Genomic DNA, 11,146 nt, shown 5'->3' with positions numbered 1-11,146 from the left:
GGACCATTACATGAAGATACAGCAATCTATTCATAACTGGATGACAGAGCATCGTCAAAGTGCAGTGCGTTTACTCAAGCGTTTCGTAGAAGAAGCAAGCGTACAAGGTTCTGAAAAGCATGCGCAGGCAATTGTCATTGAACGCCTTCGACAGTTGCAGTTAGATATTGATATATGGGAACCGGACGAAAAAATACTTCGTAGCCATGAAGCTTTTGCCTCCAACCGTTCTACTTTTCGAGACAGTCCGAATGTGGTAGGCGTGTTAAAAGGGAAAGGCGGAGGGAAATCCATCATTTTGAATGGGCACATTGATGTAGTGCCACCCGGAGATCTTTCACAGTGGACGGAAGACCCTTATACGGCTGTTGTAAAAGATGGAAACTTATATGGGCGCGGAGCAACGGATATGAAAGGAGGAAATGTGTCGTTACTTTTAGCTATTCAAGCGTTGAAAGAGCTAGATATTTCACTAAAAGGAGATGTTATTTTTCAAAGCGTAGTAGAAGAGGAAAGCGGAGGTGCAGGAACACTTTCCTGCGTACTTAGAGGGTATAAAGCAGATGGTGCCATTATTCCGGAACCAACCAACATGAAGATCTTTCCTAAGCAGCAAGGCTCCATGTGGTTTCGAGTGACCGTGCATGGAGTAGCAGCACATGGAGGGACTCGGTATGAAGGCGTGAGTGCGATTGAAAAAGCGGCTGTTGTGCTTAAACATATTGAGGGTCTTGAAAAAGAGAGAAACAGTCGAATTACAGATCCGCTCTATAATAAAATTCCCATTCCCGTGCCGATTAATATCGGAAATATACAAGGAGGAACGTGGCCTTCTTCAGTCGCTGATCAAGTAATATTAGAAGGCAGGATAGGAGTTGCTCCGCATGAAAAAATGAAAAATGTCAGAGCAGAAATGAAAGCCTGGCTTGAACTTTTGCCTCAGTGTGATGAGTGGTTTGCTGAGCATCCTGTCGACCTGGAATGGTTTGGGGCCCACTGGCTTCCCGGTGAAATTGAATTGGAGCATCCGCTTATGACCTCTCTTTCGTCCTCTTTTTATCAAGTGAAACAGAAACAGCCGATCATTGAAGCATCTCCTTGGGGAACGGACGGAGGGATACTGTCACAAGTAGGGGATATTCCAACAGTTGTTTTTGGACCGGGAGTAACAGAAGTGGCCCACTTTCCGAATGAGTATATTTGTATTCAAACGATGCTTGACGCAGCAGAAATTATTGCTCTCACGGTAGCAGACTGGTGCAGTATTGCGGACTAAGCTAAAAAGGGAGAGGATACAAACAAATGGCGAAACAAGAAAATATTTGTCAACCAACCTTTGCTATGACTCTTTTTTTAGATGAATGTAACAAGCGTCTGAGAATAGATGATTACCGGGGAAATATGAACGATATTTACAGCTATATATATAAAGAAGTTGATAAGGCAACGTACGAAAAGTGGATTATAAAAGCACGTGCTGAACATCTGTTGGACTGGATGAGCTTGGGATTTTCTTTAGAAGCAACTGTTCCCTACTATTTTAACGGAAGCGACGCGTATCTTTTATGCTACTATACGTCTCAATCCCGCCGAGACAGCGGGGAGACGTTAAAAGAAACAGAGCTGCTTCAAGATGTTTTGAATTTGCCGACATCTGATTATTCTCCTTTATCAAATCAACTGATCATGCGCCGAGCCATTTCATCTGACGCTAAACAACTTTCTCAGCTCTATCGTCAAATCTTCACAGTGTATCCTACTCCCCTTTACGAAGAAGAGTATCTCTCTAGTTTGCTTCAAGAAGATAGTTTGTTTTATATCATAGTTGACAAGAACGATATCGTTAGCGCTGCTTCTGCTGAAATTGACTATGTTTATCATAATGCTGAACTAACGGATTGTGCGACTCTCCCTGCTTACCGAAAGTATGGATTCATGAAGCATTTATTAAGCGCACTAGAGGCGGAGCTAAAACAGCGGCATATTTTTTGTGCATACACAATAGCGAGAGCGCTTTCATTTGGAATGAATGCCGCTTTTCATCAGCTTGGGTATATCTATACGGGACGATTAACGAATAATTGCTACATTTATAAATCGTTAGAAGATATGAACGTATGGGTGAAGGATCTGTCAAAAAGTAAAGGGTGAGAAATAATTAACCAATTTATGGGCTGTAACATATAACAATAGTAAATCTTCATAAAGGAGCGATTGTATGTTATATGATTTATATAAGCCGTCCCGACATTGGAAAGATATTGAGTTATGGAAAGATGTTCCTGAAGAAAAATGGAATGACTGGATTTGGCAATTAACAAACACAATTCGAACGTTAGATGATTTAAAAAAGGTTATTAACTTAACTCCTGAAGAAGAAGAAGGAGTACGCATTTCAACCAAAACAATTCCGCTCAATATTACGCCTTACTATGCATCTTTAATGAATCCAGATGATCCTCGCTGCCCCGTCCGTATGCAGTCTGTTCCGGTTGGCAAAGAACTTCATAAAACAAAATACGATCTAGAAGATCCCCTAGATGAAGACGAAGATTCTCCCGTGCCAGGGTTGACTCATCGCTATCCTGATCGCGTTTTGTTCTTAGTTACCAATCAATGCTCCATGTACTGCAGATACTGTACTCGAAGAAGGTTTTCAGGACAAATCGGAATGGGCGTTCCAAAAAAGCAGTTAGATGCTGCGATTGCTTATATCGCCAAAACACCCGAAGTACGAGATGTACTCATTTCAGGCGGTGATGGCTTGCTGATTAATGACAACATTTTAGAATATATTTTGAAGAATTTACGAGCTATTCCCCATGTGGAAATTATTCGAATTGGCACAAGAGCACCCGTTGTGTTTCCGCAGCGAATAACGGAAAATTTATGTGCCATTTTAAGAAAATATCATCCAGTATGGTTAAATACTCACTTTAATACATCCATTGAAATTACGGAAGAGACAAAAAAAGCATGTGAAATGCTTGTCGATGCAGGCGTTCCAGTTGGCAATCAAGCCGTTATTTTAGCTGGGATTAATGACAGCGTAGCTATCATGAAAAAGCTTATGCACGACTTAGTGAAAATACGCGTTCGTCCTTACTATATTTATCAATGTGATTTATCAGAAGGAATTGGGCATTTCCGTGCACCTGTTTCCAAAGGGCTTGAAATTATGGAAGGGCTGCGAGGTCACACGTCTGGCTATGCTGTTCCAACGTTTGTTATTGATGCGCCAGGAGGAGGAGGAAAGATTGCGGTTCAGCCAAACTATATTATTAGTCAAAGCGCAAGTAAAGTTGTTCTGCGAAACTTTGAAGGAGTGATTACGACGTATCCGGAGCCAGAAAGCTATGTGCCTGGGGGTGCAGATGATTATTTTCGAGCTGTTTATCCAGCATCGGATACTAAAGATTCTTCCATCGGCATCTCGGGTCTTATGAATGATGCTCAATTCAACCTTGTACCGGAAGGGTTAGGGAGAGTAAAAAGACGTAAAACATATGAAAGTGACAGTGCTCACGAAAGCCTAAAAGACAAACGTGAAAAAAGAGATGAATTAAAAGATAAAAAGTTTAAAGCACAATTGAAAAAAGACGGTAAAAGCGACGATGCTCCATCATCTTAAGGAGGTCCTGTAATATGACTGTTCAATGCGCATGGTGCGAAGAAGAAAAAGCGGTAGAAACAACCAATACCGCATACTGGGAATTGCCAGACGGAACGAGAAGTATTGAAATTACTCATATGCCATGTATCAGCTGTTCAGGTTGCGGGATGTCATATCAAGAAGAAGAGATCATAGAAGAAGTGGAAACACAGCTGCTTCTTGTCGATACAAAAAAACTTGATGAATCCATTCGGTATGATGAGCTATTGAAAGTGCCGAGATTATTAAAGCGCAACTACTTTAAATTCTAAAAAGCCGCCCCTTATTTTGTAAGGGGCGGCTTTGCTTATTGATAAGCCTTTGTTCCAGCAGTGCGCAGGCTGTAGGCGTGTTTTAAAGCCACTGTAACAGGACGGAAAGTTGGAAGTTCGACTTCGTCTATTTTTGAAACGGGCAAGAGACCAACAGATGTGCTCGTAATAAAAACTTCATCAGCGTCTTTTAAAAAGGAAGGAGTCATATTTTGTTCTCGGATTTGAATGGCTTGTTCCTGCGCACATTCGAGTACGTTAGCGCGCGTAATACCGGATAGAATTTTTCTTGTGGCAGGAGTCGTGAACAAGACGTTGTCTTTTATCGCAAATACATTGCTGCTCGACCCTTCGGTTATGTATCCGTCTTTTACTAAAATAGCTTCTTTACATCCTTTAGAAGCCGCAGCTTGTTTGGCCAGAAGGTTAGGAAGTAAGTTCAATGATTTGATATAGCAATTAGCCCATCGCTCGTCTTCCAAAAGAAGCGTAGAAATGCCTTTTTCATAGGCTTCTTCAGGTGTTTGGCGAGGGTGGCGTATTGTGAGTGCTAATTGTGCAGGTACATCGGGAAATAAATGATTTCGAGGAGCAATCCCGCGCGTAACTTGAATATAAATATCAGCGTCTTTTAACGTTGATTTTTCCATTGCTTGGTGAATGATGTCCTTTAGCTCTTGTCTTGAAACCGGCAGTTCGATAAAGATTGCCTTTGCACTTCTTTCTAAGCGGTCTAAGTGACGTTCAATCGAAAACGGAACTCCTTTGTATACGCGAATAAATTCATAAACACCGTCTCCGAACTGGTGACCGCGTTCATCAATTGGAATAACAGCCTCATTAATATCTCTAAACTCTCCAGCATAATATGCTAATTCCATCTTGAAAAACTCCCTTCCTTTAGATATTAAAACGTTAACATAAAATTCAGCAAAATGAAATTATTTACTTGGTTTCTTCGAAGAAAATGAAAAAAGTCATACTCCTTTAGGAGTATGACTTTTATGAAAACGTACGTTTGAATGCTAGTGAAAATTTCTGAATGGCTTTTTTAGGTGTAACAAACTGAACAATGAGCTTGGTACCGGTGATGAACCAATCGACAATACGGCTGCCGAGAAGCATCGTTACTAAAATGGACAGGGCGATTAAGACGATAATACCCCATGATGTTGGCTCTAGACTTTTTGAGAAGTCAGTTGTAAAGAACCATTTTAAAATGAAGCCGTGCAATAAATACACGTATAGGGATCGCTGTCCAATGCTTGTTAAAGCAAAACCGCGCGTTGGAATTAAAGCCATAAAGGCAAAAGATACAAGAAAAGCAATTCCATAGTGAGAAACGCGCATTAAAAATTCGGCCACATTGTCGTACGTGTTCGTTCCATACAGCATATCTGTGTAAGCCGTGTCGTCTAAGAAAGAATAGCTTCCGATTAATGTCACTAGTAATACGATGGATGCAATGATTCGATTTCGCGCTGTCAAAAGATTTGTAAAAGGCTCTTGTCGCTGTGACAAATAGTAGCCTAAAAGGAAAAACGGGAAGAAGACAAACATTCGGCTAATGCTTAGAATTTTATCAAATCCGTCAATATCAATGAAGCCCATTGCAAGTCCAAGCGAAATAGAGACAGTTAAGCTGATCCACATCGGGAATTTCGCAAAGAAAGGAAGCATTAATTTCCAAAAAATTAAGCTCAGTAGAAACCACATTGCCCATCTAGGAACCAAATATTGAAGCGTGTACGTTTCATCTGTATAAAGCACACTATAATAAAGGGTATAGATAGTTTGGAAAGCTAAGTAAGGAAGAGCCACCTTTGTAAATATTTTTTTGTAATAGCCTTTTTTATGAAAATTTTTTGAGAAATAACCTGCTAGTAAAATAAAGACAGGCATATGGAAAATAAAGATAAAGTGATAAATGGACAGCATTCCGCTACTATCTGTTCGGTACGGAGAAATCATGTGTCCAAATACAACTAAAAAAATTAATACAAATTTAGCATTATCAAAGTAAGCATTTCGAGTATTCATAGTATTATTTTTCCTCAACATATGCTGATGTAAACCTCCCACCAACAAGATTTATTTAAATGGCGATTATTGTTAGAATAACCTTTCACTACGGAATTAAAACATGAATTCTTCTTTTTTGCAATTACATAAAGGCTTGAGAAACCTGTCGAATCAACGCTTTTGTTATAAAAACGATGTGTTTTTGTTACAAATGTCTTTTTGAAAAAAGAAAAATATTGATATAACAATATTTATTCGTTACGCTAATAGTGAAATTTGTTTTGCAACTGTAACATGAATTTAATATTTTTTGTCCGGTAAACCACTTATATTGCAGTGTTCGACATCTACATAACACAGAAGAAAGTTGTAGATTTCTTGAAAAAATGATAGAAAAGATACACATACCGCTGGAGGGGGAGTACGATGAAATCCTTTTATCACTATATAATGAAATTCCGATCAAATAAAAAACATGATCGAATGGGAGAGTTTGCGCGAAGTGCTTATGATGATCACAGCTTCCCGAAATCTTCAACAAATTATGACGAACTGAGTTCTTATTTAGAGCTCAACGGACATTATTTATCAAGTATGACCGTATTTGATGAAGCATGGGAGCTTTATCAAAATAATGCGTGAGAAATAAAAAAGCAGGCTGATGGATATCCATCAGCCTGCTTTTTTATTTTCTTTAGCTCATGCAATAAGCAGGGGTAAAAATGATAGAGGGCAATAGATAATAAAGGCTTGGTTCTAAAGATGTTATACTTCCCCTTTTTTAGTTACTGCATATAATATTGTAACTTTTCAGTAGGTGTATGTTTACTAAGGAGGTGCGACGATGGCAGGGAAGAAAAAACCTAAATACGGAATTGGTGAAACAGTCGTTGTAACAATATACGGGACCGTTGGCACTATAACCGATATAAAAGTAATGGATGGGATTTTTGTATACGAAATCAACCATAGTGAAGGTCTTTTTTTAGAAGATACAATTGAGCTTCTAGAAGAATATGAAGGTCAAATATTAGTACAGGAAAGAGTAGAGCTTGAATATAAATTTTTCTTCGGCGATATCGTCCAGGTTTTTAATTATGGAAAAGAGTTATTTAAAATCATTGGTATTCGAACAGAAATATGGCGTTATAAAGAGGATTCATGGGAAGATATTGTCTATGAATTGTCACGTGTAACAGATGGAGAATGGCTTGAGGCTAGTGAAGAAGAACTCATTCTCGTAACTCCTCATGAGGAAACAGAAAATTATGCTCAAAGTGTTGATATGTTGTATTTAGGTAAAGAAATTAAAAAGACGGAGTTGCTACCAAAGATGAAAAAACAAAACGGTTCTGAAAAAGAAGAAGTGAGGTTAACTAAAGAAAAGCATGAGATTATAAACGGTCTTTTAGATGTGTACAATGATTATAAATTTTTGTATGAGCTTTTTGAAGATGAAGAATACGCTGAAGTCATGAACTTAGTGCTGAAACATTTAAAAAAGATAGCAAAATCCGAACAAGGAAAATAGCAGGTAGATGCCTAATAAATAAAAGATAGCCGAGATAGATCATCACATCTCTCTTAGCTATCTTTTATTGTGTATACGGCGATGGTAATGAAAAAAGAATGGGGATAATTACCTTTCTATTTAAACTGCTGAAATTTTAGACATACTATTGCTGAATTGTTCATAAATGTGTATAAGGTAAAACTTCAAGCAGAAGATGGAGTGAACCTATTTTTAAGAAAAATAAGGTACGCTAATCCGTTCAAACGGGATAAGGAGTGATATTGTGAAAGAAATCGAAGTGGTCATTGATACGGAAGAAATTGCGGAGTTCTTTTACAATGAACTAGTCAAGCGAGGCTATGTTCCCGCTGAAGAAGAGCTAGGCGAATTAGCGGATATAACTTTTGATTATCTCATTGATAAATGTATTATTGATGAGCAAGATGAAGAATAAAAAGATAGATACATCTGTAACGACGGGGAAACTCGTCGTTTTGTTTATGAGACAGCGGCTATGAAAAAGGGTTAGCAGCTTTAATAGCGGATTGCACTTTTATATGATGCTGAATGGGAATTTTTTTAACTGAAGAAGCGGGAATAGACTCAAGGAGAGAAAATATGCTTTCGTCTTCAAACCACTCATCTTTTCTTAAAAAAAGGTGTACGCGGTCTCCCCAGCTCATATTTAAAGTCGGGCTATACAGCTTTTTGGAATGAGTTCGATTCTTTGTAAATATATCCGTATTATAATCGCTTCGAGACCCTGTGTGGGGGTGTTTAAGGCTAAATGTATAGATAGAATCATGCAAGTTTGAATAAAAAAGAAGAACGTATAAAGTTTTTCCCACTTCAATCCGTTTTAAGACAGACTCGAAATGATACACTTTTGTTCCACATAAATCAATGTTATTACCTGAATAATAGGGAAAGACGATTTGAGTCATACCGAGAAAGTTTTGAGTGTGAAACTGCCAAGAGTGAAGAACATCCCGCTGAAACTCTTTTTTAAAGAGAACATTTTTTTCGATATGATACTGTTCGTTCACAATCAGGGCTATTGATAAGAGCGTTTTGTTTCTATGCTGCCAAAAGTCATTCCAAACAGTTTTCATAAAAAAAGATATGTGAAAAGCGGGTAGTAAATGAAACAGATTGCTGTTTTGCTCTTTGCTTTTTTCATAGAGTAACAGCTGAGCGTAAGCATCATGAAAAATGGCGGAATTGGAATGTTCTAAAAACAAGAAGTACGCGTGCTGTTTTTCTGGAGAAAGCAGGGATTTTATTAAGGTAGTGGAGAGATCTGTCATGTAATAGCCGCCGTTCCGTGAAACCAAGTGTGCTAAAAAAGCCCAGTGAATTTCGGGGTGTTTTTGATAATAGTCTAAATAAGCTTGGGTACGTGTAACATTGTTTTGATTAGCTTTTTTTACTTTTTTTCGAATCTCTTGAATCAATTTTACGTCTTCTCCGATAAAAGACAGCGGGAGGGTAGCAGGAGGTTTGAGCTGCATCATCTGCTGCAGGCGAAGAACATCCTCCAATTTAATGAGAGAATTTGTGTCAGTAGAAGTCATGTTAAGCCTCCTTTGAAACGTTTAACTATATAAAAAAAGGGTAAGGGATTTTTTGAAACCTTTATAACATTTCGTACGTATAAAGGGTAACAAATGTTAAGAAAAGAGGTTTTCTTTATGTTCAGAAAAATTTTTGAATCATTAACTGGATCTAAACATCGACGCTACAGCAGCAGCGATCGACACTATCGACGTCCTCGTCACTACAGCAGCAGTGATCAGCATTACAGACGTCCTCGTCACCATAGCAGCAGTAGCGATTATAAACGAAGCAAATATTATGACAGCCACAGTCATTCAAAATATGGCCACCACCACTACAAGCGCAAACGTAAAAGTGGAAGCTTCTTCTCAAGCTTTTTCTCAAGTTGATTTATGATGAAAAATCGAATGTTCAAACACCTTCATCGCTGGTTAGTTGACCGCCCTTTTAAAAAAGGAAAAGTCATTTGCGGGCGCTATGAAATCATAGATGTACTGGGAATGGGAAGCTATGGTATAACATATGTTGCTAACGATATTGTGCAACAAAAAGAGGTAGTAGTAAAACAGCTCCGTAAAACAAAGCAGCGCACGTCTCAGGGGCTGAAGTCTTATCATTATGAAGCGAAACTGCTGTCTCAATTAAATCATCCTCAAATTCCTTCACTGTATGAAGCTATCGAAACATATGAAGGCTGTTTCTTAGTGATGGAATTGATTCAAGGAAAAACGTTTGAAGGTTTAATTTTTGAAGAGAAGTGCGTGTATACGGAAGAACAAGCGCTTGACATTTTACTTAATATTCTAGACGTAGTTTCTGCTATTCATGAGCAAGGAATCATTCACCGTGATCTTCGTATTCCAAATATTATTGATGTTAACGGAACCATCTATGTTATTGACTTTGGTCTTGCTAGATTTTTAGGGGACCATGAAGAAACAAGCACCCTTATAGAAGAACAGCAGTTTATGAGACAAACATCCGCTGCAAGCGATATCTATGCACTTGGTCATTTTCTTTTATTTTTATTATACTCTGGTTATGAGCCGACGGAAAAACAAGAAAGAAGCTGGGAACAAGAGCTAAGTTTGTCGACACCTATTAAGATCATCATTCAAAAAATGCTGAGAGCAGATGAATCGTATGAAAGCATTAAAAGTTTACAAAAAGATATTTATGACTATATAAATAGTAAGAACTCAGGGAGGGGAAAGTATGGCGCTATTTAATAAAGCGTTAGCCCGCATTGGAATTGGTGCAGCGCGAGTGGACGCTAAGCTTGTCAATGATGAATTTCGTGCTGGTGAAAAGATTGAAGGGATTGTTGAAGTGTACGGAGGCAATGTTGAGCAGAAAATTGACAGCATCTATCTGCGTCTATTCACAACTTATGTAAAAGAAAGAGACGATAAAAAATACAAGCAGGATATTGAGCTCAATACGTTTAAGATTAACGACCCGTTCACGATTCAACCATCTGAAACGAAATCTATTCCTTTTACCTTTCAGCTGCCTGATGATACGCCTGTTACATTAGGGAGAACCCGGGTTTGGGTGGCGACGAGCCTCGATATTAAAGATGCCGTTGATCCGTCAGATATTGATCATGTAAAAGTGCTTCCTAACCTTATGGTAACAAGCGCAATTGAAGCTATGGAACAGCTTGGCTTTCGCTTGCGCCAAGTCGAGTGCGAAGAAGCCCCTCGCCGGATGAGAAAAAGACTTCCTTTTGTTCAAGAATTTGAATTTGTTCCAAGCGGTGGATTGTACGCTGGGAAAGTAGATGAAATTGAAATCATCGTACAGCCGAGCGGCTTACATGACTACGATTTATTTATAGAAGTAGATCGACGTGCCAGAGGGTTTGGCGGCTTTCTATCTGAAATGCTGGATGCAGATGAGTCGCTCGTTCATGTTCATGTTTCTGAAAAAGAAATTCCTCAGTTAAAAAATATATTAACCAATATTATTTCACGCTATAGCTAACGTGCATAGCTCTCCTTTATTTTTCGTATATTAAAGACAGTAAAAAGAAAGGAGAGAGGTATATGCCGCAATCAAAGCAAACGAAAAAAATAAATGCAAAAGAGGAATTTTCGGCTGAATTTGTCGTTCATCAAGCTCCTAAGC

At 38.6% G+C, this 11,146-nt stretch carries 13 protein-coding genes; 10 read left to right on the top strand and 3 right to left on the bottom strand.

Going from position 1 to position 11,146, the window contains the following annotated elements; translation table 11 throughout:
* Nucleotides 1–10: 10 nt before the first annotated feature.
* From MKY06_RS20620 to MKY06_RS20605, 4 genes are all read left to right on the top strand, one after another.
* Nucleotides 11–1,276, top strand: a complete 1,266-nt coding sequence (locus MKY06_RS20620; protein ID WP_029323942.1) for a peptidase — start codon at nt 11–13, stop codon at nt 1,274–1,276.
* Between the two features lie 26 nt (nt 1,277–1,302).
* The gene (gene ablB, locus MKY06_RS20615) at nt 1,303–2,151 is read left to right on the top strand and encodes a putative beta-lysine N-acetyltransferase (RefSeq protein WP_029323939.1); all 849 of its coding nucleotides are present in this window, start codon (nt 1,303–1,305) and stop codon (nt 2,149–2,151) included.
* Between the two features lie 67 nt (nt 2,152–2,218).
* Nucleotides 2,219–3,631: a lysine 2,3-aminomutase gene (gene ablA, locus MKY06_RS20610; RefSeq protein ID WP_013058726.1), complete on the top strand. Its 1,413-nt coding sequence runs from the start codon at nt 2,219–2,221 to the stop codon at nt 3,629–3,631.
* Between the two features lie 14 nt (nt 3,632–3,645).
* Nucleotides 3,646–3,924 (top strand): YokU family protein, encoded by a 279-nt coding sequence (locus MKY06_RS20605; RefSeq protein WP_013058725.1) that lies wholly within the window; start codon nt 3,646–3,648, stop codon nt 3,922–3,924.
* A 35-nt stretch (nt 3,925–3,959) separates the two neighbouring features.
* Here MKY06_RS20605 and dat read toward each other — a convergent pair whose 3' ends face one another.
* Entirely contained in the window at nt 3,960–4,805 is an 846-nt protein-coding gene (gene dat / locus MKY06_RS20600) for a D-amino-acid transaminase (RefSeq protein WP_013084681.1), read from the bottom strand.
* 121 nt (nt 4,806–4,926) lie between these two features.
* Complete coding sequence (locus tag MKY06_RS20595; RefSeq protein ID WP_013058723.1) at nt 4,927–5,964, bottom strand: acyltransferase family protein; 1,038 nt, start codon at nt 5,962–5,964, stop codon at nt 4,927–4,929.
* Nucleotides 5,965–6,372: 408 nt separating this feature from the next.
* On the opposite strand from MKY06_RS20595, the gene MKY06_RS20590 reads away from it, so the two are divergent.
* The 3 genes from MKY06_RS20590 to MKY06_RS20580 all read left to right on the top strand — a co-directional run bounded on the left by MKY06_RS20590 (nt 6,373) and on the right by MKY06_RS20580 (nt 7,913).
* Nucleotides 6,373–6,588: a YozE family protein gene (locus tag MKY06_RS20590; RefSeq protein ID WP_029323935.1), complete on the top strand. Its 216-nt coding sequence runs from the start codon at nt 6,373–6,375 to the stop codon at nt 6,586–6,588.
* A gap of 202 nt (nt 6,589–6,790) precedes the next feature.
* Entirely contained in the window at nt 6,791–7,477 is a 687-nt protein-coding gene (locus MKY06_RS20585) for a hypothetical protein (RefSeq protein WP_013058721.1), read from the top strand.
* 265 nt (nt 7,478–7,742) lie between these two features.
* Nucleotides 7,743–7,913 carry a YozD family protein gene (locus tag MKY06_RS20580; RefSeq protein WP_013058720.1) on the top strand — a complete coding sequence of 57 codons (171 nt, stop codon included), beginning with the start codon at nt 7,743–7,745 and terminating at the stop codon, nt 7,911–7,913.
* Nucleotides 7,914–7,971: 58 nt separating this feature from the next.
* Here the strand turns inward: MKY06_RS20580 and MKY06_RS20575 are convergent, their stop codons facing one another.
* Nucleotides 7,972–9,033 carry a DUF2515 family protein gene (locus MKY06_RS20575; protein ID WP_013058719.1) on the bottom strand — a complete coding sequence of 354 codons (1,062 nt, stop codon included), beginning with the start codon at nt 9,031–9,033 and terminating at the stop codon, nt 7,972–7,974.
* A 117-nt stretch (nt 9,034–9,150) separates the two neighbouring features.
* On the opposite strand from MKY06_RS20575, the gene MKY06_RS20570 reads away from it, so the two are divergent.
* The 3 genes from MKY06_RS20570 to MKY06_RS20560 are packed head-to-tail and all read left to right on the top strand — an operon-like array spanning nt 9,151 to nt 11,002.
* Nucleotides 9,151–9,405, top strand: a complete 255-nt coding sequence (locus MKY06_RS20570) for a hypothetical protein (protein ID WP_078082119.1) — start codon at nt 9,151–9,153, stop codon at nt 9,403–9,405.
* 3 nt (nt 9,406–9,408) lie between these two features.
* Nucleotides 9,409–10,245, top strand: coding sequence for a serine/threonine protein kinase (locus MKY06_RS20565; RefSeq protein WP_098399883.1), 837 nt, complete (start codon nt 9,409–9,411; stop codon nt 10,243–10,245).
* On the top strand, nt 10,232–11,002 hold the full coding sequence (locus tag MKY06_RS20560; protein WP_013058716.1) for a sporulation protein: 771 nt from the start codon (nt 10,232–10,234) through the stop codon (nt 11,000–11,002). Before MKY06_RS20565 ends, MKY06_RS20560 begins: the two co-directional genes overlap by 14 nt.
* The last annotated feature ends 144 nt before the right edge of the window (nt 11,003–11,146 follow it).

Origin of the sequence: Priestia sp. FSL P4-0332 (genome assembly GCF_038005845.1) — a bacterium.
Taxonomy (GTDB): domain Bacteria; phylum Bacillota; class Bacilli; order Bacillales; family Bacillaceae_H; genus Priestia.
The sequence above is the reverse complement of the archived record's forward strand: the minus strand, read 5'-3'. Positions and strand labels throughout refer to the sequence as shown.

Coding starts and splice junctions, on each gene's coding strand:
- ablB (WP_029323939.1), top strand. CDS start 1,303: ATGGCGAAACAAGAAAATATTTGTCAACCAACCTTTGCTATGACTCTT.
- dat (WP_013084681.1), bottom strand. CDS start 4,805: ATGGAATTAGCATATTATGCTGGAGAGTTTAGAGATATTAATGAGGCT.
- MKY06_RS20560 (WP_013058716.1), top strand. CDS start 10,232: ATGGCGCTATTTAATAAAGCGTTAGCCCGCATTGGAATTGGTGCAGCG.
- MKY06_RS20565 (WP_098399883.1), top strand. CDS start 9,409: ATGATGAAAAATCGAATGTTCAAACACCTTCATCGCTGGTTAGTTGAC.
- MKY06_RS20575 (WP_013058719.1), bottom strand. CDS start 9,033: ATGACTTCTACTGACACAAATTCTCTCATTAAATTGGAGGATGTTCTT.
- MKY06_RS20620 (WP_029323942.1), top strand. CDS start 11: ATGAAGATACAGCAATCTATTCATAACTGGATGACAGAGCATCGTCAA.
- MKY06_RS20595 (WP_013058723.1), bottom strand. CDS start 5,964: ATGAATACTCGAAATGCTTACTTTGATAATGCTAAATTTGTATTAATT.
- MKY06_RS20570 (WP_078082119.1), top strand. CDS start 9,151: ATGTTCAGAAAAATTTTTGAATCATTAACTGGATCTAAACATCGACGC.
- ablA (WP_013058726.1), top strand. CDS start 2,219: ATGTTATATGATTTATATAAGCCGTCCCGACATTGGAAAGATATTGAG.
- MKY06_RS20590 (WP_029323935.1), top strand. CDS start 6,373: ATGAAATCCTTTTATCACTATATAATGAAATTCCGATCAAATAAAAAA.
- MKY06_RS20605 (WP_013058725.1), top strand. CDS start 3,646: ATGACTGTTCAATGCGCATGGTGCGAAGAAGAAAAAGCGGTAGAAACA.
- MKY06_RS20585 (WP_013058721.1), top strand. CDS start 6,791: ATGGCAGGGAAGAAAAAACCTAAATACGGAATTGGTGAAACAGTCGTT.